This is a genomic window from Klebsiella sp. RHBSTW-00215 (genome assembly GCF_014103785.1).
GTDB lineage: Bacteria > Pseudomonadota > Gammaproteobacteria > Enterobacterales > Enterobacteriaceae > Klebsiella.
In genome coordinates, this window is the sequence record NZ_JABXQS010000001.1 from 4,277,490 (window position 1) to 4,301,209 (window position 23,720).

At 54.5% G+C, this 23,720-nt stretch carries 14 protein-coding genes and 1 pseudogene; 8 read left to right on the top strand and 7 right to left on the bottom strand.

Annotated elements, in window-relative coordinates:
- The first annotated feature begins 22 nt into the window (after positions 1–22).
- Entirely contained in the window at positions 23–10,435 is a 10,413-nt protein-coding gene (locus tag HV127_RS20310) for a DUF1983 domain-containing protein (protein WP_228727480.1), read from the top strand.
- A gap of 43 nt (positions 10,436–10,478) precedes the next feature.
- On the opposite strand, the pseudogene HV127_RS31785 reads toward HV127_RS20310, so the two are convergent.
- Together HV127_RS31785 and HV127_RS20320 are read right to left on the bottom strand one after the other, a co-directional pair.
- Positions 10,479–10,709, bottom strand: a pseudogene (locus HV127_RS31785) (DinI-like family protein).
- 204 nt (positions 10,710–10,913) lie between these two features.
- Positions 10,914–11,789: a restriction endonuclease gene (locus tag HV127_RS20320; RefSeq protein ID WP_182238256.1), complete on the bottom strand. Its 876-nt coding sequence runs from the start codon at positions 11,787–11,789 to the stop codon at positions 10,914–10,916.
- A 375-nt stretch (positions 11,790–12,164) separates the two neighbouring features.
- On the opposite strand from HV127_RS20320, the gene HV127_RS20325 reads away from it, so the two are divergent.
- Positions 12,165–12,437, top strand: coding sequence for a DUF333 domain-containing protein (locus HV127_RS20325; RefSeq protein ID WP_139538049.1), 273 nt, complete (start codon positions 12,165–12,167; stop codon positions 12,435–12,437).
- Here the strand turns inward: HV127_RS20325 and hslJ are convergent.
- The 3 genes from hslJ to HV127_RS20340 all read right to left on the bottom strand — a co-directional run bounded on the left by hslJ (position 12,434) and on the right by HV127_RS20340 (position 14,637).
- A complete protein-coding gene (hslJ, locus tag HV127_RS20330) occupies positions 12,434–12,874 on the bottom strand; it encodes a heat shock protein HslJ (RefSeq protein ID WP_182238258.1) in 441 nt (146 codons plus the stop codon). The genes HV127_RS20325 and hslJ overlap by 4 nt on opposite strands.
- 126 nt (positions 12,875–13,000) lie before the next feature.
- The gene (locus HV127_RS20335; RefSeq protein WP_110273415.1) at positions 13,001–13,990 is read right to left on the bottom strand and encodes a 2-hydroxyacid dehydrogenase; all 990 of its coding nucleotides are present in this window, start codon (positions 13,988–13,990) and stop codon (positions 13,001–13,003) included.
- 146 nt (positions 13,991–14,136) lie between these two features.
- On the bottom strand, positions 14,137–14,637 hold the full coding sequence (locus HV127_RS20340; RefSeq protein WP_182238260.1) for a DedA family protein: 501 nt from the start codon (positions 14,635–14,637) through the stop codon (positions 14,137–14,139).
- A 195-nt stretch (positions 14,638–14,832) separates the two neighbouring features.
- Here HV127_RS20340 and HV127_RS20345 point away from each other — a divergent pair, with 195 nt between their 5' ends.
- The 3 genes from HV127_RS20345 to HV127_RS20355 are packed head-to-tail and all read left to right on the top strand — an operon-like array spanning position 14,833 to position 17,988.
- A complete protein-coding gene (locus HV127_RS20345; RefSeq protein ID WP_182238262.1) occupies positions 14,833–17,472 on the top strand; it encodes a YdbH family protein in 2,640 nt (879 codons plus the stop codon).
- A complete protein-coding gene (locus tag HV127_RS20350; RefSeq protein ID WP_110273412.1) occupies positions 17,472–17,657 on the top strand; it encodes a YnbE family lipoprotein in 186 nt (61 codons plus the stop codon). Before HV127_RS20345 ends, HV127_RS20350 begins: the two co-directional genes overlap by 1 nt.
- A 7-nt stretch (positions 17,658–17,664) precedes the next feature.
- The gene (locus HV127_RS20355; protein WP_110273411.1) at positions 17,665–17,988 is read left to right on the top strand and encodes a YdbL family protein; all 324 of its coding nucleotides are present in this window, start codon (positions 17,665–17,667) and stop codon (positions 17,986–17,988) included.
- Here HV127_RS20355 and feaR read toward each other — a convergent pair whose 3' ends face one another.
- The gene (gene feaR / locus HV127_RS20360; RefSeq protein ID WP_142467379.1) at positions 17,989–18,897 is read right to left on the bottom strand and encodes a transcriptional regulator FeaR; all 909 of its coding nucleotides are present in this window, start codon (positions 18,895–18,897) and stop codon (positions 17,989–17,991) included.
- Between the two features lie 235 nt (positions 18,898–19,132).
- On the opposite strand from feaR, the gene HV127_RS20365 reads away from it, so the two are divergent.
- The 3 genes from HV127_RS20365 (at position 19,133) to HV127_RS20375 (ending at position 22,950) form a co-directional block, all read left to right on the top strand.
- Positions 19,133–20,632 (top strand): aldehyde dehydrogenase family protein, encoded by a 1,500-nt coding sequence (locus HV127_RS20365; protein WP_182238264.1) that lies wholly within the window; start codon positions 19,133–19,135, stop codon positions 20,630–20,632.
- A gap of 219 nt (positions 20,633–20,851) precedes the next feature.
- Positions 20,852–22,042, top strand: coding sequence for an MFS transporter (locus HV127_RS20370; RefSeq protein WP_182238267.1), 1,191 nt, complete (start codon positions 20,852–20,854; stop codon positions 22,040–22,042).
- A 29-nt stretch (positions 22,043–22,071) separates the two neighbouring features.
- Positions 22,072–22,950: a LysR family transcriptional regulator gene (locus HV127_RS20375; protein WP_182238269.1), complete on the top strand. Its 879-nt coding sequence runs from the start codon at positions 22,072–22,074 to the stop codon at positions 22,948–22,950.
- 38 nt (positions 22,951–22,988) lie between these two features.
- Here HV127_RS20375 and HV127_RS20380 read toward each other — a convergent pair whose 3' ends face one another.
- Positions 22,989–23,720: a class II aldolase and adducin N-terminal domain-containing protein gene (locus tag HV127_RS20380; protein ID WP_182238271.1), complete on the bottom strand. Its 732-nt coding sequence runs from the start codon at positions 23,718–23,720 to the stop codon at positions 22,989–22,991.

Below are 23,720 nucleotides of genomic sequence, written 5' to 3' on the forward strand. Positions count from 1 at the left end.
TTTTTTTATGGACATAATATCTATGACACAGCACCTCATTAAAGGGCGCAAGGGCGGGAGTTCGAGTCCGCGTACCCCAACGGAACAGCCAGATGATTTACAATCCGTAGCAAAAGCCAAAATTCTTATGGCGTTGGGCGAGGGCGAGTTTGCTGGCGCACTTACCGCAAAGGATATTTACCTTGACGGAACGCCGCTGGAGAATTCCGACGGTTCACAAAATTTTAGCAGTGTGGTATGGGAATTTCGCTCTGGTACTCAGGCACAGAATTATATTCAGGGGATCCCTGGTTCAGAAAATGAAATTAACGTAGGTACGGAAATATCCAGTAAAACGGCCTGGACCCATTCTTTTAGTAATACTCAGCTTTCTGCCGTGCGTCTGCGCTTAAAATGGCCATCTTTATTTAAACAAGAAGATAACGGCGATCTGATGGGTAACTCCGTGAGCTACGCTGTCGATTTGCAAACTGACGGAGGCACCTGGCAAACGGTACTGGAAAGCGCGGTTACCGGCAAAACCTCTTCCGGTTATGAACGATGCCATCGAATTGATTTACCTCGGGCTAATACGGGCTGGGTTTTGCGCCTGCGTAAGGTCACAGAAGACGTCAGTACCTCAAAAATTGGCGATGTCATGACGTTGCAAAGCTATGCTGAGATTCTCGACGCAAAATTACGTTATCCCAATACGGCCCTGCTTTACGTTGAATTTGATTCCCGTCAGTTCAATGGTTCTATCCCCAAAATTGCCTGTAGTCCTCGCGGGCGCGTTATTCGCGTTCCTGACAATTACGACCCGGAAACCCGACAATATTCGGGCATCTGGACGGGCGCGTTTAAATGGGCATGGACAGATAACCCCGCATGGATTTTTTACGATCTGATCGTTACCGATCGTTTTGGTCTGGGAAATCGTCTTACCTCAGAAAATATCGATAAATGGACGTTGTATCAGGTTGCCCGTTATTGCGACGAACCTGTGCCTGACGGTAAGGGCGGTGATGGCACCGAGCCACGCTATCTTTGTAACGTCTATATTCAGGATCGCAATGATGCCTACACGGTGTTACGTGATTTTGCAGCTATTTTCCGCGGCATGACCTGCTGGAGTGGCGATCAGGTGATAGCGTTGGCGGATATGCCTCGCGATATTGACTACACCTACACCAGAGCTAACGTGATTAATGGTCGTTTTCAATATGCCAGCAGCAGTAGCAAAACGCGCTATACCAACGCGCTGGTTTCCTGGTCCGATCCTGAGAACGAATATGCTGATGCGATGGAGCCGGTTTTTGAGCAGCCGCTGGTGGCTCGCTATGGCTTCAATCAGCTTGAACTGACGGCGATTGGCTGTACCCGTCAGTCGGAAGCTAACCGTAAAGGGCGCTGGGGGATCCTGACCAACAATAAAGATCGCGTAGTGACGTTCTCCGTCGGACTCGACGGCAATATTCCGCAACCCGGTTATGTCATTGCGGTGGCGGACGAAATGTTGGCGGGTAAAGTCAACGGGGGCCGCACTAGTAAAGTGGATGGCTGCGTCATTACGCTCGATCGTAAAACGGAAGCAAAAACTGGCGATAGGCTGTTGATGAACCTGCCGTCAGGCGTGACGCAAAGCCGGACTATTCAGGATGTCGATGGGTATATTGTCACCGTTACTACCGAATATACTGAAGTACCGGAAACAGAATGCGTTTGGGCTGTAGAATCTGACTCTCTGAAGGTTCAGCAATATCGGGTTGTGAGTGTTAAAGATAATAACGATAGTACATTCACTATTTCCGCAGCCGCTCACGATCCTGATAAATATGCGAGGATTGATACCGGCGCGGTTATCGACAGTCGACCGATCAGCGTTATTCCCCCGGGAAATCAAAGTGCGCCAGCTAATATCGTCGTTGAGTCCTATTCGGTGGTTAATCAGGGGATGAGTGTTGAAACGCTGCAGGTTCATTGGTCTGCGGTAAAAAACGCCATTTCCTACGAAGCGCAGTGGCGCCGCAATGAAGGCAACTGGGTTAATATTCCTCGCAGTTCCGTGTCATCGTTTGATGTTGTAGGTATTTACGCCGGGCGCTATACCGTGCGAGTGCGCGCTATTAATGCGGCTGAGGTTTCCAGCGGCTGGTCGTATTCTGAAGAGAAAATGCTGACCGGAAAGATCGGTATGCCTTCTGCGCCGATCGCCCTGACAACCACATCGCTGATGCATGGTGTTGAACTGAATTGGGGGTTTCCGGACGGTGCCGGTGATACCCAGAAAACGGAGTTGCAGTATAGCCCTAATCCAAACGGCAGCGGGGCGATGGCGCTGTCTGACGTGGCGTATCCGGGCAAAACGTATCAGCAGATGGGTCTGCAGATTGCCGCAACGTTCTGGTACCGGGTGCGTATTGTCGATCGTCTGGGTAACGAAAGCCCCTGGACAAGTTGGGTTCAGGGGCAGGCCAGCGATGACATTAGCGAATATTACGACCAGCTGACGGATGCTATTAAGGACACCCCTGCCTGGCAGGAAGTCCAGCGGGATATCGGAGAGGCTCACGAAGAGCTGACGAAAGCCGCCGATGCTATTCGTGAAGAAGTCGCGCAGCAGGTTACCGATATTAACCAGAGTCTTGATGAGACCGTCGCGGATATCGGTAAACAGGTTGACGGGCAGATAGAGTCGGTCAACAAGTCGATAACGGAGAATATCGACCTCGTCAATCAGACGCTCAGTGACAATATCTCGGCAGTGAACAAGAGCATCACCGAGGCTGTGAGCGACATTAATGCCTCCGTTGACCAGCAGATAACTGACGTCAACAGAACCCTGACCGAGGGGGATGCCGCGTTAAAATCCCAGCTGCAGACGGTTGAAAACAGCCTGAAACAGTCCATTGCCCAGGCGAATACGGGCTGGGACAAAGCGGTGAAACAGGAAACTGCCGACCGCATTGCGGACGTCAACGCGAAAGCGGCGCAGGCGGCAGACCAGCTGCTGAATGAAAAAATTGAGCGCGTCGCCGCCATTGATACCCTGCAGACCATTATTCAGCATGGCGACGAGTCACTGGCCCGTCAGATTTCTGAAATTTCCGCCGGTAGTGGCCAGCAGTTTGATTCATTCAGTATCTGGTACTTTGATAAAGACAACGAAGGGTGGACTGAGGACGATGCCGGTCAGGTGCCGATGCAAATCACGGATGACGGCTGGCTGAAAGCGTCGAACAGTAACTCATCCTGCCGCTCACCCAACGGGCAGAAAATCCCGTCCTCCTCTTATCGCACCATCATGCTGCGTATTAAACGCGTGGGTAACCCGGTCTGGAAAGGTCGGCTTTACTGGATTGGTGCAGAGGAAACCGGCTGGAGTGATGCCCGCTCGGTGAGTATTGCGGAGCAGGAGTTTGATGGCGATGGTATCAGCGTGGTGGCCATCTCCGATGTGAACTGGAATGCGTCCGGTACGGTCCGCCGTTTTCGTCTCGATCTGGCCCAGGGGCAGAATGCGGACAACTATTTCCTGATCCACTGGATATCGGTCGGACGACCGGCACCGGCGGCGAGTACGGCGGCGTTACGCAATGAGGAGACGGCCCGTACCCGGGCCGATGAAGCGGAGGTGCTGAAGCGCTCCACGCTGGCGGCGCAGATCAGGGGAACCACTGACAGTAACAGCCTGAGCGATTTACGCTCCGGTCTGCTGTATCAGGAAATGAACGCGCGGATCACCGCCGACCGGGCTGAAGTCGTGGCGCGGGAGTCCCTACAGACGCAGTTCAACGACAATAAATCCTCCGTGGCAGAGGAACTGAGTTCCCTGTCGACTGCGCAGGGCGCACAGGCCAGTAAAATCAGCGGGCTGGAAACCACGCTTGGGAAAAAGGCCGACGCCAGCGCCCTGCAGTCACTGACGCAAAAAGTGGAGCAGCAGGGCACCACGAGCACTTCTCAGGGCAGTTCGCTGACCTCACTGACGAACCGCGTGGGGAAAGCCGAATCGGGCGTGGCGGCAAACAGCAGTGCCATTACCGGCCTGCAGTCCAGCGTCAGCCTGCAGGATAAAACGCTGACCAGCCAGAGCCAGGCAATCACAAAGCTGCAAAACGACCTGACAACGACCAACACGAATGTGAATAAAAAGGCCGATGCGAGCGCGGTCACGGCTTTAACCAACCGGGTCACCGCGACGGAAGGAAGCCTGGCCACTCAGTCTGGCCAGCTGACGGTGCTGAAAAACTCCCTGGCTGACGGGAGCCTGATTAGCAACGGCGGAATGGATGTGGATCTGTCGTTCTGGGAGAACTCCGGGACCGGTTCGGCATTCACTTACGATTCAGGTGAAAAAGCCCTGAGAACGACCACCGGCTCCATTCGTGTTGCCAACGTCACACGTATCCCCGTCGAGGCCGATACCATTCTGACCATGTCTTTTGAGTACAGGACATCGGAAACGGTTAACAGCATATCGTCTGATACCGTCGGCGTGATAACGGATTTAGGTAATCCAATTGGCTGGTTGTCTTCTGTGTCGCCATGGCTGAGTGGGGTGACGACCAACTGGCAGACGAAAACCGTGGAACTGACCATTCCGGCCAGTTTTACCAGAAATTATGTCTATCTGCGATTTGCCGTTGGCGGGTGGGCACCGGCTACCAGTGCGCGTCTCTATATCCGTAAAGTCGATGTTTTCTCTTCGACCGGCGTGTCGAAGAAGGCAAATGCTTCGGCAGTGACTGACCTGACCAGTCGGGTCGATACGGCGGAAGGCAAGCTGACCAGCCAGAGCAGCGCGATCACTAAGCTGCAGAATGACCTGACAACGACCAACACGAATGTGAACAAAAAGGCGGATCAGAGCGCCCTGACGTCACTGACCGGTCGGGTGGAGAAGACGGAAAGTGGTCTGACCGCAGCGAACGGCAATATTACGGGATTAACGTCAGCCATCAGGGCGGTCGGCGCGGCAGGCGACGATTATATTCCCAATCCGACATTTGATGCGGCCTATGATCGAATGGGCCTGGCTGTGGTGGAATCTACAGCCTCCGGGGTTCCGGCAAACTGCCCGTATGCTTATGTTGCTAAACTGACATCCCGCGACCATACCCCGAAGATGAACAACATTCCGGCGACGGCTGGTGATGTGATTGAAATCTCGGCACTGGTTGCCTGTGGTGCTGGTACCGCAGCCTTTAACCTGTATGTGGGTCATGCGGACTCCCCGTCAGGGGGCATTACTGCCGCAAACTCGGGTGGGGCAGTTTCCGCCGCGACAGGAAAAATCTGGGTGCGTACCACATGGCGCTATACGGTCACCGCTGCGGTTGCGGCGAAGGGCTATTTCAGACCGTTCCTGCAGATTAACCAGAGTTCACCCTTTGGCACCATCTGGTATGCGACCGACTGGCACTGCCGGAACATCACGGCGGCAGCGAAGGCGCAGAGTACAGCTGATGCCACGGCGTCTGCTGTTGATTCTCTGACGACGACAGTGATCCAACAGGGAAATACGCTGACAAGCCAGAGCAGCAGCCTGACGAAGCTCGATAACACCCTCAGTACAACGCAAAATGATGTTGCTGCTATGCAAGATGATGCTGTGGCCAGCGTCGCCGTTGTAGGCAACATGCTCGTTAATAGTGGTTTTGAATTAGGGAGCAACCGCTGGACAGTCTCTGGCGCGGCGACATTTACCACGGCATCGGCTCCGCATAGCGGTAGCAGGATAGTGCGTTGTGGCGAAGGTAAAGCGGCGATTTCTCAACGCATCAATGTAAAAGCTGACCGGACCTACAGGATCGGTGTATTTACCCGTCGTAATGGGGCAGCAGTCACGGCAGACCAGTCGTATCACAAGCTGAGAATTGGTGATACCAGCGGTTCGATTCTTTCTGCGGTGAATTTTATTACGCCGGATCTACCGACGGGATCTACCTGGACAGATATTAGCGGTTCCTGGAAAGCGTCTTCAGATATGATTGTTGAGGCTGCTATCTGGTCGTCATTGTCTGCCGGTGAAATATACTTTGATGATTTTTATGTCGTTGATATTACGGACGAGAGCAGCATTGCGGCTAATGCGGGTGCAATCAGTAATCTGACAAGCCGGGTCAGCAATGCCGAAGGGACACTGACCAGCCAAAGCAGCAGCATCACGAAACTGACGAACGACCTGGCCACGACAAATGCGAACGTCAATAAAAAGGCGGATGCGAGCGCGCTGCAGACGCTGCAGAACACGGTAACGGAGCAGGGTAAGACCCTGACCAGCCAGAGCAGCAGTATCACCAGTCTTCAGAACGGACTTTCTACCGCCAACCAGAACATCACGAAGAAGGCCGACGCGTCAGCCGTCACCTCGTTAAGTAACCGTGTTACCGAAGCTGAAGGGAAGCTGACCAGCCAGAGCAACAGCATCACGCAGCTTCAGGCATCGCTGATATCCGGTAGTCTGATTGCTAACGGGGGGATGGAATCTGACCTCTCGCTATGGGTGGACTCCGGCACTGGCTCCGCGTTTACGTATGATGCCGGGGAAAAGGCGCTGAGAACGACGACAGGCTCCATTCGTGTGGCCAACCAGACCCGTATCCCGGTTGAGCCTGATACGAAATTAACCGTTACGTTTGAGCTTAAATCCTCTGAAGCGATGTCGAATATTTCCGCTGACACGATGGGGGTGATTTCTGATCTGAATAATCCGACCGACTGGCTGGCATCCACTACGGCCTGGCTAAAAGGAGTCTCGACGGCCTGGCAGACGAAAAGTATTGAGCTGACCATCCCGGCAGATTTTAGCAATAATTTTGTCTATCTCCGGTTCGCTGCGGGTAGCTGGGCACCTGCCACCAGTGCGCGACTGTTTGTCCGTCGTGTTGTCGTGTTTTCATCAAATGGTGTAGCCGGTAAAGCGGACGCCAGTGTAGTAAACGACCTGTCGTCAAAAGTCACTCAGCAAGGCAATACGCTGACCAGCCAGGGCAGCGCGATCACTAAGCTGCAAAACGACCTGACAACGACCAACACAAATGTGAACAAAAAGGCGGATCAGAGTGCCCTGACGTCACTGACCGGACGGGTAGAGAAGACGGAAAGCGGCCTGACGGCGGCGAACAGCAATATAACGGGATTAACGTCAGCCATCAGAGCTGTCGGCGCGGCGGGCGACGATTATATTCCCAATCCGACCTTTGACCCGGCATACGACCAGATGGGGCGTGTTGTCGTCGATACGTCATCGTCCGGAGTGCCCGCAGGCTGTCCTTTTAAATATGCCGCGAAGCTGGCCAGTCGCGATCATATTCCCGGCATCAATAACATTGCCGCCACTGTCGGTGACGTGATTGAATTCTCCGCGCTGGTTGCCTGCGGTGCCGGAACAGCAGTGTTTAATCTGTATGTGGGTTCAGCGGAATCCCCGACCGGGGGGATTGCTGCCGCAAACGCGGGAGGGGCTGTTTCTGCAGCGACAGGTAAAACCTGGGTACGCACCACCTGGCGCTGGACGGTCACCGCCACGGTTGCCGCGAAGGGGTATTTCAGGCCGTTCCTGCAGATTGCACAGACTTCACCATACGGCACGATCTGGTACGTCACTGACTGGCACTGCCGGAACATCACGGCGGCAGCGAAGGCGCAGAGCACCGCCGACGCCACGGCCTCTGCAGTGGATTCCCTGACGACGAAAGTCTCTCAGCAGGGCGATACGCTGTCCAGCATTGGAACCCGGACCACGGCGCTGGAGAATGGGCTGAAGACAACGAATACCAACGTCCGCAATAAGGCAGATGCGAGCGCCGTGCAAACCCTGCAGAACATGGTGACGCAGCAGGGGAAAGATATTACGTCGGCGAACAGCGCGATTACGAAATTGACCAGCGATCTATCCTCCGCAAACCAGAGTATTGCAAAAAAAGCCGAACAGGCGGCCTTGAATACTCTCAGCGGGCGCGTGACTCAGACTGAAAATAATGTGACTGCTGCCAATAGCAACATCACTTCACTGACCGCAGCCGTTCGTGCCGGAAATGCGACGGGCGATGACTATATCCCCAATCCGTCATTCGACTCGGCGTTTAATTCGATGGGGTTCACGACGGTATTGTCGACAGCGACTGGTGTTCCGTCCGGCTGTCCGTTTGCTAACGTGGCAAAATTGACATCGCGTGACCATCACCCAAACTTTGCCGCTATACCAGCTACGCTGAATGATGTGTTTGAAATGTCTGCGCTGGTTGCGTGTGGAGCGGGTGAGGCTGACTTCAATCTTTATATTGGTACCGCCACAAGCTCTAACGGTAGCGTTGGGGCACCGCTGGCCAGCGGTGGCAATACGAAAAAGACAGCAACATGGAAGCGTGCTACCTGGCGATTTACCGTAAACCAGGCAATGGTTAATCGCGGCTATATTCGTCCATTCCTGCAGATTAATCAGAACTCGCCATATGGGACTATCTGGTATGTCACTGACTGGCATTTCCGTAATATTACGGCAGCAGCGAGGGCACAGAGTACCGCTGATGCTACTGCATCTGCCGTTGATACTCTGACGACAAAAGTCACTCAACAGGGGAATACGCTGACAAACCAGGGCAGCAGCATCACAAAGCTGACGAACGACCTGGCCACCACCAATGGCAACGTTAATAAGAAAGCGGATGCGACAGCGTTGACCGCGCTGACCAACCGGGTAACGAGCGCGGAAGGGAAGCTGGACAGCCAGAGCAGCAGCATCACCAGCCTGCAGAACGGACTGACAACGGCGAATACCAATATCAGTAAGAAGGCTGATTCTTCGGCTGTCACCTCCCTGACGAATCGGGTCACGCAGGCTGAAAACAAACTGGAGAGCCAGGGCAGCAGCGTCACGTCTCTGAATAGCAGCATTGTGGCCACCCAGCAGGATGCGGATGCGGCAAAAGCGATGCCGACGAATATGCTGGCGAACAACTCGTTCGAGCGCGGTTTTGACGGCTGGAGTAACTCGGGCTGGAGCACACTGGCGGCGCAGAACCCGAAGTCTGGGAAGTACATTATCCAGGCGACTTCCGGTAACACAACTGCCTGTGACCAGGCGGTGAGTCTGACTGGAGGGCGGACGTATCGTGTCGGTGCCTGGGTACGTAAATCAGGTGACTTTGCTATCAGAGATGCCAACAACACCAAAATCAGCATCCGTAATAGCTCCGGACCCTTGAAGGATATTCCGCTAACAGCCAGCATCGGAACAGCCTGGACGCTGATTAGTGCAGACTATAAACCATCGGCTAATGCAGCTATCACCATTTCATTGAGAACCGCGTTGTCGGCGGGTTATATATATGTGGACGACGTATTCTGCATTGATGTCAGTGATGAAGTGGCCAATACCGTTAATGCTGCAGCTATCACTTCGCTGACAACGCGCGTGACCAGCGCAGAGGGGAAAATCACCTCACAGGGCCAGTCGATCACCAGCCTGCAAAACAGTCTTGGGAATAAAGCGGATGCCAGTGTTGTCACCTCGCTGACGACCCGGGTCACGAAGGCAGAAGATAAAATCGAATCGACGGCCAGCAGCCTGACCAGCCTGAACAGCACCGTCGGGACCTTGTCCTCTACCGTACAGACTCAGGGTAAAACGCTGGTCGACACCAACAATAAAATCAGCTCCATGTATTCCATCAAAGTTGAAACCAACAACGGGAAAAAAGTGGGAGCCGGTATTGTGTTGGGAAGCGATGGTGATACCAGCGACATGATCCTCTATGCCGACCGTTTCTCGCTGTTTAACCGCAACAATAAGACTGCTGTACCGGTGATGATTGCGGAAGGTAATGAGCTGTATATTGATTCGGCTCGAATTAAAAATGGCTCTATTACAAATGCAAAAGTTGGTGATATTCAGTCAAATAACTACGTAGGAGGGAGTCAGGGCTGGCGTATTACTAAATCGGGGGGGAGCGAATTTAATAACGTGGTTGTGCGTGGGGAAGTTCATGCCAGTAGTGGGAAATTCACGGGGCATATCGAAGCAACGAGTGGCTCTTTCAGCGGCACAGTTCGCGCCAAAAGTTTTGAGGGTGATATCGCTAGCATGGGGGCGTTGCCGGTTAAATCGGGTTCGGAGTGGAAGTCTAAGGCCATTCATACGGATTCTGGTGAAGCTCAATCAGCGAAAACGTATTCTGTAAGCGGACTTGTTCGTTGGACTGCAGGGATGAGTACTTCCAACACCCGCATAGAAGTATGGATTCAGGGGAGTAGAGTCTTTACCGTTACATCTATTGGAAGAGACCTGGGAGCATCGCTTATTGGTGTAATACCTTTCCATGGGGTGCGTACTGATATCTATGACCGCACAGTCACCTGTGAAGTGGTTGTATCGGGTTCCGGTACTGCAGCATTGGTTGCTGGTACAGTGACGATGAGTCGTGGTTCTGGAGGTTGGGGAACGGCTTAACAAACTGAGAATTAAATAGTTAAGGGCTATATGGCCCTCTCTTTCATACTTCAGTTGGCCAAAACTCAGCTTCTTCAAGCATTTCTTGAATGGCACGGTTGGTTTGTTCTTTTCATGTTCGCTGGCCTCCGTACTAATGGAGGTCAGCAGTATCATTGGTTTTCACCCAGCCATCAGCATCAGGAAAAATGCGATGAACACGTCTCGTCAGCTCGGAGTTGATAATCTCCTTAGCACCAACTAAATCTTCGAATTTCCGCCTGTTATAAATCAATTAATAATGGTGGTTGTTAAAATCGTTAATGGAGGAAATATTATTCTACAGCTCGTGAATATATTTTAGTTGTTATGCTTTTTTCGGCTACTGAGTTAAAAGGAGATGATATATGAGTTAATATTTAAGCAAGGTACAGGGTCTGTTATCCCTGTACCAGGCACAATCTTTATCTATGAAATAACGACCATATTAGCTGAGCAATTAGCTGGATTCAGGCGCATCAATCCACTCATCGAGAATCTGAATAAACGCGGCTATTTCATCATGATGGTAAAGATACACATCCAGTTTTTGCGCCGCTTGTCTGGCATGGGGAGTAAACTCGCTGTTGCTGACCACCATGGCCAGCAGGCAATCGTAGAATTGTTTAGCGGCGAAGACTTCCTGAATCGCTTTATTGCCAACTTTTCCCTGATAGTGTTTACACTGGACCGCCAGCCGACATCCCCGGTAATCGACCAGAATATCCAGACCGTGGTCGCCGCTGCCGCGAGTCACCTGGCAGGCGGCACCTGCTTTTTCAAAACAGCTGGCAACAAAATGCTCATAGTCGATTCCGCTTAAATGGGGGCTATAGCCTGGCGTATGCGGTTCGGGCATTTCGTCGACCACGCGCATGATCTCGCGCCTCACTATGCGTTCGAACTGCCCGGGTAAAGTGAACGCGCGATAGCTCACGCGACCAGACCCCCATACTGACTCCGCCGGGTTGTTGTCCGGCCATAGCTGATTAAGCTGCTGCTGGTGTTGTTCAATCCAGTGGTTCAGGTCGTATTTAATGACGTGTTCGAAGAAGTATTCCAGCTCGCTAAACCACTTTTCATAGTGCTCAACACCATAATCGTCGGTAACGGTCAACGTACGTTCTTTACGCTTCAGCGTATTCAGATGCGATGAATAAAGGGGAGGCAGCGCATGCGTCAGCAAATAAGCGGCAAACGCACCAGCAACCATCTCTTCTTTGGCACGCTGAAAAAAGAGGCTTGAACGCGTGAGTTGGCTATTTTTTTCGATCCAGGTTATGGCATCATCGCCCCGAAACGCGACCTCACACGCTTCCAGCCAACGATCTTCCAATTGATACTGTTTGATAAAAGGTAAAAGTGAGCTCCTGAATGTCGTAAGTTCGTCTCTGGTTTTATCTGCTTCAGATTTAAACAAATTGCGTAACATGGCGATCCTGAATTTTTACGTGCGCGTATTCATGCGCTCATTCTGCAACGCGTCGGCTACTTAAGAAATATCTCAACGTATATTTTCACGATACCCCCTATTTATTAGTGGGGCCGATTGCTTGCAGGCTTTCTCGATAAGATCAACCTTTGCGCAAAAAAATTGCTAGAAAATGTTAATACGGCGCATAAATACGTACTTTGCCTCTCGACGCCGCTCGCTGTGCTGCCTATTATTCTTGGGTTTGTTCATTTTCAGATGTATCTGAGGGGAGAGAGAATGCGAGCAGCTTTTTTAGTCGGATGTGCCGCGTTGTTACTGTCGGCGTGTAGCAGTAACGATGAACCTGTTCAGCAGGCAACAGCGGCGCACGTATCACCAGGGATGCGTGCTGCGATGAGCAGCAGCGGTGAGGCAAACTGCGCGATGGTCGGCGGCTCGTTATCGGTGGCCCGCCAGCTTGATGGCTCCGCTATCGGCATGTGCGCATTGCCAAACGGCAAGCGCTGCAGCGAGCAGGCGCTGGCAGGCGGAAGCTGCGGTAACTATTAATTCACCAGGTCGGCGAGTTTGTATACCAGCGTTTGATCGGCGGTGGCCAGCGTGAGCTGATTTTCCGTCAGGTCGACCTGTGCGCCTTCGCGCAGCATTTTACCGAGCGTAGCATCCAGCGAATTCAACTGCGGATCCGCGCATAACATTCGGGTCATTGCCAGCTCTTCAACCTTCAGCGCGCCGTCAGAGACTTTGCCCGTGCCGCTGAAACGGTTGCACATATTACCTGAAACGAACATCTTGCCAGTTATCGGCATCTTTTCGCCGAAGCTCAGCTCTAGCGGCTTATCTCCTGCTTTCAGCGGCTGCCCGTTGACGCTGGTTAGCACGAAACGATGGTGCTGAAGCTGCTCCGCTCCGGTCGACACCTTACTGTTATAGACGCAGCCCGATAGCAGCATTCCCGCCGCCAGCAGTGCAGCAAATTTGTTCATTTAATCTCCAAAAATATTTATCACATCAATAAATGAAGGGGATTGTAACTGTATCGCAGGCGATTTCTGTGGGGATTATCTGAATGTGCCCCCCCGTGAGAGGGGAGCACAAAAGGGAAAGGAAAATCAGACCAGCGCGTTCGGGCAGGTTTCGCCAGCATCCACCTGACGCAGGTTGTCGAGGGTAGTTTGCGAAATACTGATCAACGCTTCCGCGGTCAGAAACGCCTGATGGCCGGTAAACAGCACGTTGTGGCAGGCGGAGAGACGGCGGAAAACATCGTCCTGAATAACGTCGTTAGACTTATCTTCAAAGAACAGGTCACGTTCGTTCTCATACACGTCCATCCCCAGTGCGCCAATTTTCTGGTGCTTCAGGGCGTCAATCGCTGCCTGAGAGTCGATCAGCGCACCGCGACTGGTATTGATGATCATCACGCCATCTTTCATCTGATCAAAAGCGGCGTGGTTCAGCAGATGATAGTTTTCATCCGTCAGCGGGCAGTGCAGGGAGATAACATCGGACTCTCTGTACAGCGTCTCAAGATCGACATACTCCACCCCCATATCCAGCGCGGCGGCGCTTGGGTAGGGATCAAATGCCAGCAGGCGCATACCGAAGCCTTTAAGAATGCGCAGCGCGGCGACGCCGATTTTACCGGTGCCGATAACCCCTGCGGTTTTACCGTGCATGGTGAAACCGGTCAGTCCTTCCAGAGAGAAGTTAGCGTCGCGGGTACGCTGATAGGCGCGGTGAATGCGGCGGTTCAGCGACATCATCATGCCGATAGCATGCTCCGCGACCGCTTCTGGCGAGTAGGCTGGAACGCGCACCACGCGTAGCCCCAACTCTTTGGCGGCATCGAGGTCAACGTTGTTGAACCCGGCGCAGCGAAGGGCGATGTACTTCACACCGTGGGCTTTAAGTTCTTCAAGCACCGGGCGGCTACCGTCATCGTTAACGAAAATACATACCGCTTCGCAGCCGTTGGCAGTTTTCGCGGTCTTTTCGGTTAGCAGGAAGTCAAAAAATTCAAGTTCAAAGCCGTATGCATCATTAACATGCTGCAGATACTTCTTGTCGTACTGCTTCGTACTATACACAGCGATTTTCATAAGACTTTTCTCCAGTGATAATACCGTCACGGTAGCATAATTAAAATAATCTTACAAATGCTCAAAATTAGTTTAATCATCAGGTTATAATGATAATTCTAGAGCATATCGGCAGGTTCAGGAATCTCTTTGAAAGGTAATGTTTTTTACCAGATATTAAGGCTAAATGCCCCGGGGATCAGCAGCATTAGCGGCCAGAGCAAACCGGAACTGACGTTAGCGAGCTGAAAATGCCAGTGAGAAGTGCCGCTGGCGCCGGTCACCAGCGGGACGGTGGCGCGCAGCGGAGAGAGAAAACGGCCAAAAAAGACCGCCCATGCGCCGTGACGACGCAGAAACAGCTGGCCACGGGCCAGACGTTCGGCATTAAGCCAGCGAATGCGATGCAGATGGTGTCGGTAGCGGCGTCCTGCCAGCCACGAGAGCCAGAATCCGCCGATTGCGCCGAGGCTGGCGCTAAGCCACATTAGCAAGAAATGCCCGACGCTGGCGGAGGCCAGGGTACCAAACAGCAGTAGCCCGGAGGTGCCCGGTATCAGCAGCGAGATAACGGCGCAGGATTTCGTGAACGTCAGCAGGAAAACCATCAGCAATACCAATGAATAATGGCGCTGAGCGTGCTCCACCAGCGAGATAATCAACTCCACAGGATCGCCCGTTTGTGATTGCAGATGTTAATCAGTGTCGCAGGGGAAAACTAAACATCGGCTCAATAGCTTGCTGGAGAATCACGCGACGGCGACTACGCTTAAACGGGACGGAAACTTTAACTCGTAGGTCGAACGTGCCACAATAACGGCCTCTCGGCTTTTACTTATTTTGAATCAGGATATTAGCTGCCCATGAAGGGTAAATATAAAGCCGCCATCGCGCTATTATTAGCACTCGTGTTGCTACCGCTGGCTTTGTTGTTGACGCTCACCCATTGGGTCCCCACGCTGGCGGGGATCTGGCTGCCTGCCGGAACCCGGATCGCCCTGAATGACAGTCCACGCCTGACGCGCACCTCGCTGCGTATCCCCGATCTGCGCTATCTGGTGGGCGACTGCGAAATTGCTCGCGTCACTAATGCCGAGCTGTCCCGTCCCAGTCGCTGGCGTTTACATATCACTGAGCTGGATGTTAACAGCGCCTGTCTGAACAAGCTGCCGGAGAGCGAAGCCGCTCCCGGTGCGCCGAAAACCCTCGCCGAATGGCAATCGATGCTTCCTTATAGCTGGCTGACCATTGAAAACCTGCGTCTGTCGCCGTGGGAAAAATGGCAAGGGCGGCTGGTGATGTCGCTCACGCCAGAGCAGCAGGATATTGGCTATGCCGGAAAAGAGATTTCTGTTCAGGCGCGGCTGCGCGGCCAGGCGCTGACGGTCAGCAACTTTTCCGCGCGTTTAGTGGAAGATCAGGCCCCGGTGAAGTTGGTGGGCGAGTTTCATATGCCGCTGGTGCCGGACGGCTTCCCGGTCGATGGTCACCTGTTCAGCACCTTCGAGTTTACGCAAGCGCCCGGGCTGGTGGATGCCGAACTCGAGTGGCAAGAGAATCGCGGACAGCTGTTGGTTACGCCACGCGGTGAAGTGGAGCCAATGCTTGACCTGCCGTGGGAAATTACGCCCGATCGTATCGCCATCAGCGATGGCCGCTGGCACACCGAATACGCCGGTAATGCGCTGAGCGGTCGCGTCGCGCTGTCGGTAGGCAACTGGCAGCAGGGTACCGAGCAGATGCAGGTGAGCGGGCGGCTGAACGTGCTGACTCAGGGTCAGGCCGGTAAGGGTAACGCGGTGCTGAATATTGGCCCCGGTAAGTTGAGCATGGATAACAGCGACATGCCGCTCCAGTTGACCGGTGAGGCCAAGCTCGGCGATCTGATTTTTTATGCCAAACTGCCCGCACAACTGAGTGGTCCGCTTACCGCGCCGGTGCTCGATTTTCATCCCGGCGCGCTGCTGCGTTCGCGCGGGCGAGTGATTGATTCGCTCAACATTGATGAGATCCGCTGGCCGCTGGCGGGCGTTAAAGTGACCCAACAGGGCGTGGATGGTCGCTTGCAGGCCATTCTGCGCGCCCACGAGCAGGAGATGGGCGATTTTACGCTGCATCTTGACGGTCAGGCCGACAACTTTATGCCCGACCGCGGTCGCTGGCAGTGGCGCTATTGGGGTGAGGGCCATTTCACGCCGATGCAGGCGCGCTGGGATGTCAAAGGCGCAGGAGAGTGGACCGACAGCGCCATCGTGCTCAACAGCTTGTCTACGGGCTTCGATAAGCTGCAATACGGCTCCATGCTGGTCAGCACGCCGCGTTTGACGCTGGAAGAGCCGATCCACTGGCTGCGCGATGAACAGCACCCGAAACTGACCGGGGCGCTGTCGCTGGACGCCGGAAAAACCACCTTTAGCGGCGGCAGCGAATTACCGCCCTCGACGCTCAAATTTAACGTCGATGGGCGCGACCCGACCTGGTTTCAGTTCAACGGTTCATTGCATGCGCAAAGCATTGGTCCGGTGCGCGTTACCGGGCGCTGGGACGGCGAACGACTGCGTGGACAGGCGTGGTGGCCAAAACAGTCTTTAACCGTGTTCCAGCCGCTGGTGCCGCCCGAGTGGAAAATGAATCTGCGCGAAGGCGAGTTGTACGCTCAGGTGGCGTTCTCTGCCGCCGCCGATCAGGGTTTTGAAGCGGGCGGGCACGGCGTCCTGAAAGGCGGTAGCGCCTGGATGCCGGATAGCCAGATTAACGGCGTCGATTTCGTTCTGCCATTCCGCTTTAGTGAAGGTACCTGGCAGCTCGGTACCCGTCATCCGGTATCGCTACGCATTGGGGAAATCGTCAACCAGTTCACTTCGCGTAATCTGACGGCGGATCTCCAGGGCTCCTACCCGTGGAGCGAAGACGCCCCGTTGCAGCTCAGCAACGTCAGCGTCGATATACTCGGCGGCAAGCTGACCATGCAGCAGTTGCGGATGCCGCAGCATGATCCGGCGCTGCTGCGTCTGCAAAATATCTCCAGCAGCGAACTGGTTAGTGCTATCAAAGTGAAGCAGTTTGCGGTTTCCGGACCGTTTAACGGTGCGCTGCCGCTGTGGCTGAATAACGATAAATGGATAATCAAGGACGGCTGGTTCAATAATCCGGGGCCGATGACAATGCGCCTGGATAAAGATACAGCGGACGCGCTGGTGGCCGACAACGTCTCCGCTGGGGCGGCGATAAACTGGCTGCGCTATATGGAAGTCGCCACCTCGTGGACGCGCATCAACCTCGATAACCTTGGCGTACTGACGCTGAAGGCGACGATTAGCGGCACCAGCCGGGTAGAGGGCAAAAGCAACACGGTGCACTTAAACTATTCCCATGAAGAGAATATTTTTGACCTGTGGCGCAGCTTGCGTTTTGGCGACAATTTGCAAGCGTGGCTTGAACAAAATGCCAGGCTGCCCGCGCAGCGCTGTCAGGACAGTAACACCTGTAAGGAACAACAATAATGATCAAACTACTCACCGCCTTTCTGGCGACCATGCTGCTGGCCGGCTGCACGCCGCGCATTGAGATTGCGGCGTCAAAGGAGCCGATCACCATCAATATGAATGTCAAAATTGAGCATGAAATTCATATCAAGGTGGATAAAGATGTTGAGAATCTGCTCAAATCGCGTAGCGATCTGTTCTGAGGCGATTATGAGAAAACGACTGTTAACTGCGACGCTGGCGCTCGTGTTATTCAGCACTCAGGCACTGGCTTTAACCTTGAACGAAGCTCGCCAGCAGGGGCGGGTAGGCGAAACCCTCAATGGCTATCTTGAACCGCTGCGACAGGATAAAGAAACCCTGGCGTTGGTTAAACAGATTAATGCTGCGCGCAGTGAGAGCTATCAGCAGCTGGCGGATGACAACAATCTGCCAGTGGATCAGGTAGCAAAAATGGCCGGGCAGAAGCTGGTCGCCAGGGCGCAACCGGGGGAATATGTGCAGGGCCTTAACGGCAAATGGCTGAAAAAATAGCTAACGGCAGCGCTTGCGATACTCCCCCGGCGAGATGCCGAAGCGTTGCTTAAAGGCGGTAGAAAAGTGGCTATGATCGCTGAAACCCCAGCTGTAGCCAATCCCTGCCAGCTTTTCGTCATCATGTGCGCTTTGCAGCGCGCGGGCGCACAGATCGAGCCGACGATTCTTAATGTACTGCGCGACCACCAACCCCTTTTCAGCAAACAGCCGATACAGACTGCGAACCGACATCCCGGTTTCGCTGGCCAGCCACTCCGGGCGCAGGTGTTCCGCCTGAATTGACTCATCGATTAAATCCATGATTTTGCGAAACTGCTTATCGCGCCGCGATGGCTGAGCCTCCTGATGATGTAGCATCGGACGCAGCAGGCAGACAATCGCCTCCAGCGCCGCTTCGCTTTCGCTTGCTGACAGCTCGGGGCTGTTCATACTTTCTCGCAGCAGACGCTGGCTTAGCTGAACCATCGGCAGGCTTTTTGCCAGCCGGGTGGCAATGCAGATTTCGCTGCCGCGCAGTTGCTGTTCGAGCAGCGTTCTTGGTAATAACAAGGAGGCCTGACGTGAGGTCTGCTGCCAGACAATCGAGCACGGACGGGAAGCATCAATCAGCGTGATATCACCGGTTTCGAGTAGCGCCTGACGGCCATCCTGCTCGACGGTCGCCTGGCCGGAAAGCTGGAAAACGGTATAAAACCAGGCGTCGTTGTCGCGCTTAATTTCTTGCCGGGTACGATACAGATTGATGCCGCGAGCGGTAACGGTACTGACTTTCAGGCTGCCCGCATAGCTGGCGTCTATCTCACCGTGAAAATTATCATCCAGCGGACGGGCGGCGAATTGCCCGCAGACTTGATTGATTTTTGCTAACCAATGCTGGTAATCCTGCCCACGATTTGCCGTACTCATCGCGCATCTCTTGTAATAATAATGTTTTTGTATTGTTGCATTTATGGTTCTGGAGGCAAGGGCCGGAGGCGGAGTATATGAAAGAACTATTACCTGCGGCACATTTTCTGTCCGCGTAATCGGATTAATTGCGGAGCCTGTCACAGCGGCACAAGCGAATGTCACAGAGAAAAAAGCGCGAATGGCGACCCCGACTTAGACTGAAACCACTATCCGCGAACAATAAGGAAGGGGTATGTCTACATCACAGGTCGCGCTACTTGCCAGCGTGCAGCAGTTTTTAGACCGACAGCATGGTTTGTACCTCGATGGTGCTCAGCAGGCGGCCGAGAGTGAAAAGCGCTTAACCGTCTGGAACCCGGCCACCGGGCAGGCCATCGCCAGCACGGCGGATGCCAATGCCGCAGACGTCGACCGCGCGGTGATGTCTGCGTGGCGTGCGTTTGTCTCCCGCAGCTGGGCCGGGCGCACGCCCGCGGATCGCGAACGCATATTGCTGCGCTTTGCCGATCTGGTTGAACAGCATGGCGAAGAACTGGCGCAACTGGAGACCCTTGAACAGGGTAAATCAATCAACATTTCTCGCGCCTTTGAAGTGGGCTGCACCCTGAACTGGATGCGCTATACCGCCGGGCTGACCACTAAAATAAGCGGTCGAACTCTGGATGTATCTATTCCCTTCCCGCAGGGCGCGCGCTATCAGGCGTGGACCAAAAAAGAGCCGATTGGCGTCGTGGCCGGGATCGTGCCGTGGAACTTCCCGCTGATGATTGGCATGTGGAAAGTGATGCCCGCGCTGGCGGCTGGCTGCTCTATTGTCATTAAACCGTCGGAAACTACGCCGCTGACCCTGCTGCGCGTGGCGGAACTGGCAACGGAAGCGGGCGTGCCGGATGGCGTGTTCAACGTGGTCACCGGCAGCGGTGCCGAGTGCGGCGCGGCGTTAACCTCGCACCCGCAGGTGGCGAAGGTGAGCTTTACCGGCTCGACTGCCACCGGTAAACAGATTGCCCGCGTGGCCGCCGACCGCCTGACCCGCGTAATCCTGGAATTAGGCGGTAAAAACCCGGCTATCGTGCTGAAAGATGCCGATCCCCAGTGGGTGATCGAAGGGTTGATGACCGGCAGCTTCCTCAACCAAGGGCAAGTTTGCGCCGCTAGCTCACGGATTTATATCGAAGCGCCGCTGTTCGACACGCTGGTAAGCGGTTTTGAACAAGCGGTGAAATCGATGCAGGTGGGGCCAGGGATGCTGGAAACTACCCAGATTAACCCGGTGGTATCGAAAGCGCACTGCGCCAAAGTGGCGGCTTATCTTGACGAAGCCCGTCAGCAAAAAGCGGAACTGATTAGCGGTAACGTCGGCCCCGATGCGCAGGGTTTCTACATACCGCCGACGCTGGTGATTAACCCGGATGCTAACCTGCGCCTCACTCGCGAAGAGGTGTTTGGCCCGGTGGTCAACCTGGTGCGCGTTGCCGACGGCGAAGAAGCACTGCGTCTGGCCAACGACAGCGATTTTGGCCTCACCGCCAGCGTGTGGACGCGTGATTTGACTCAGGCGCTGAACTATACCGACCGTCTACAGGCGGGCACAGTGTGGGTTAACAGCCATACGTTGATTGACGCCAACCTGCCGTTTGGCGGCATGAAGCAGTCCGGTACCGGACGCGATTTTGGCCCTGACTGGCTGAATGACTGGTGCGAAACGAAATCGGTTTGCGTGCGGTATTAGCGGTATTTTTCCCGGTGGTGGCTAACGCCCTACCGGGGCTACGGCCCTGCGTGGGTGTGGTAGTTCGCACAGGTGCGATCATCAGGATAGTCGCCGTATCTCGCTCTTCGACGCCATCACTATGACATAAAAATATTAATGCCTTATATAAAATCGATAATTTCAGTTATGTCTTAATTCTCCGTATTTTTATCGCCTCTTCATTTTTCGGAGGCGATTATGCCGCTCGTTATTTATATCTTCACCCTCAGCGCGTTTGCGCTGGGTTTAGCTGAATTTGTACCCATCGGACTGACTGACGTGATGGCAAACGGATTAGGCGTGAGCATTGAACAGAGCGGTGGTGCGGTGACGGCCTATGCGCTGGGTGCCACCGTGGCCGCACCGGTTCTCACCGCGCTTACCGCGTCCTGGAGTCGTAAAAATGTGATGCTGGTGACCGCCGTGGTTTTCACGCTGGGAAGTTTCGCCGCGGCCTTTGCCGCCAATCTGACGCTGCTGTTGGCGGCGCGGTTTATCGCCGGACTGGGCCATGGACTGTTTCTCGCCGTCGCGTCAAGCACCGCCGCACGTCTGGCGGGCCCGAAAAAGGCCGGTAGCGCCGTGGCGGTAGTGTTCGGCGGATTCACGCTTGCCATGGCTATTGGCGTGCCGGCCAGCACCGTTCTGGCCGGTGTGGTGCCCTGGCGTTATGTAATGGCAGCGATTGGCCTCTTTGGTGCGATTGGCTTCTTTGGGCTGCTGTTTGGTATGAAAGATGCGCTGGCTACGCCAAAAAATGCGCAAGGCAATTCTGCGCTCAGTCATCTTGCCACGATGCTTAATCCCACCTTGCTGGCCGGGGCGCTAGTAACAGTACTGGCCTACGGCGGCTCGTTTACCGCCTATACCTATATTGCGCCACTTCTGACGACGAAAACCGGCGTGACGACGGCAACGGTCAGTATATTCATGCTGATCTACGGTGTGATGGCGGCGTTGGGTAATATCCTCGGTGGCAAAATGACTGATGCACTTGGCGTTAATCGCGCCTCGGTACTGATTGTGTTGGGGATCATTATCGTCACGGCGGGAATGTGGCTATTCAGTGGTTCGCTCTGGCTCATGGGAATTCTGGTTGCCCTGTTAGGGATGCTGACTTTTGCCGCCGTACCTGCGCTACAAGCTCGCCTTATTAGCATTGCCCAGACTCATGCGCCGCACGCTCACGGCGTAGCCGCCGGGCTCAATATCGCCGGTTTTAACTCGGGAATCGCTCTGGGTTCGGTGCTGGGAGGGATAACAATCGTTCACGCGGGTATCGTGTGGGTAGGGCTTGCTGGTGCGCTGCTCTCATTACTGGGTTTGGGATTATTGTGGTGGCAAATTACGCGTCGTCTTGCCGCTGGCGCGGAGGGTGCGGTAGCCTAATAAGCAAATTAAACGAAGAGTATCCCTGAATGAGCCATCTGACCCACCTGCGAACCTTTCTTGAAGCATACAGAACTGGCTCATTTTCCCGTGCTGCGGAGCAACTTGGGATCACCCAGCCCGCAGCCTCGCAGCATATTCAGGCGCTGGAGTCGCTGGTGGGTAAACCGCTATTCGTCCGTCAGGCTCGTGGGGTCAAGGCCACGGACGCGGCGGAAGAGCTGGCTCGGGCCGTTGCACCGTTTATTGACGGTGTGGAGGCGAAAATTGCCAGCTATCGTCCACAGGTAGATGCGGGTGGGACGGTCTATTTTGTCGGCTCCTCGGATTTTGTTTATTACCGTTTTACCCCAACCCTCGCAAAATTAATGAATGCCGGATATCGGGTGCGCTTTCACGTGGGCGACCGGGCGAGAATTTATGCCATGCTGGGGGATGACAGCGTCGACTTTGCCATTACCGCCAGCGTGCCGGATGAAAAAAATTACCACTACTGCTTGCTGCATACGGAAAGAATGCTGCTGGTGCATAGTCCTGCGTTGACCGACGCCATTGGTGTGGCGCCTGACATGACTACCCTCAGCCAACTGCCGCTGATCGCGTTTGACGAAGATCTACCGCTGATTCGAACGTTGTGGCAGACGATGTTCCATAGCGCACCGCCGTTGCAGGCGGCATTGACGATCCCGGACATGCGGGTTATCCGCCAGATGGTGATCGACGGACAGGGCTGGAGCGTGCTGCCGGATTATCATTGTGCCGATGCTTTGGCGCAGGGCAGGTTAGTCTCACCGACGCCAGTCGAGATCTCACCGACCAGTTATCTCTACCTGGTGTGGCATAAAAAGCGGGAAAACCCGCGCTTAAACCGTATCCGCGAGACCATCACCGCCGATTTTGCTTCGTAGAGGGATATCCCCGGACGCGGTTGTCCGGGAATCAGCCGTCAGTCCAGCAATGACGGATCGGCGTCGATCATTATCTGCTTCATCTCTTCGAAATGCTGACGTGAAAAGTCGGCGATACCCTCCCAATCCTGAGCGGTTTTCTCCGCCACCTCATCAGAGAGTTGCTTCAGCGGCTGCCCCGTTGACCAGGCGGTCACCAGAATCTGGCAGGCGCGCTCCAGCGTCCAGATATCATCGAATGCCTCGCCAATAGACGGGGCGGTTACCAGCACGCCGTGGTTGCCCATCAGCAGTCGACGCTTATCGGCCAGCAGCGACGCCAGTCGGGCGCCTTCCGCCGTGGTGTCTGCCATGCCGCCGTAAAGCGTATCGACGGCAACGCGGTTAAAATAGCGCGCTGTATTCTGATCGACCGGCGGGATATGCGGCGTCTCCAGGCAAGCCACGCTGGTGGTGTAAACCGGATGCAGGTGCAGCACCACCCGCACCTCCGGTAGACGCTGGTGGATTTGCCCGTGAATCGCCCACGCCGTCGCGTCTACGTCCGCCCGATGGGCGCAAGTTTCATCATCAGCATCCAGCAGCAGTAGATCGCTGGCGCGGATCCGCGAAAAGTGTTTCCACTTCGGGTTCAGCAGGAACTTTTTGCCGTCCGCCGAGATGGCCGCGCTAAAGTGGTTGGCCACTGCCTCGTGCATCCCGAGATGGGCGATGATGCGAAAGGTTGCCGCCAGGTCGATACGCGTCTGTTCTTCATAAGACCGGGCCAT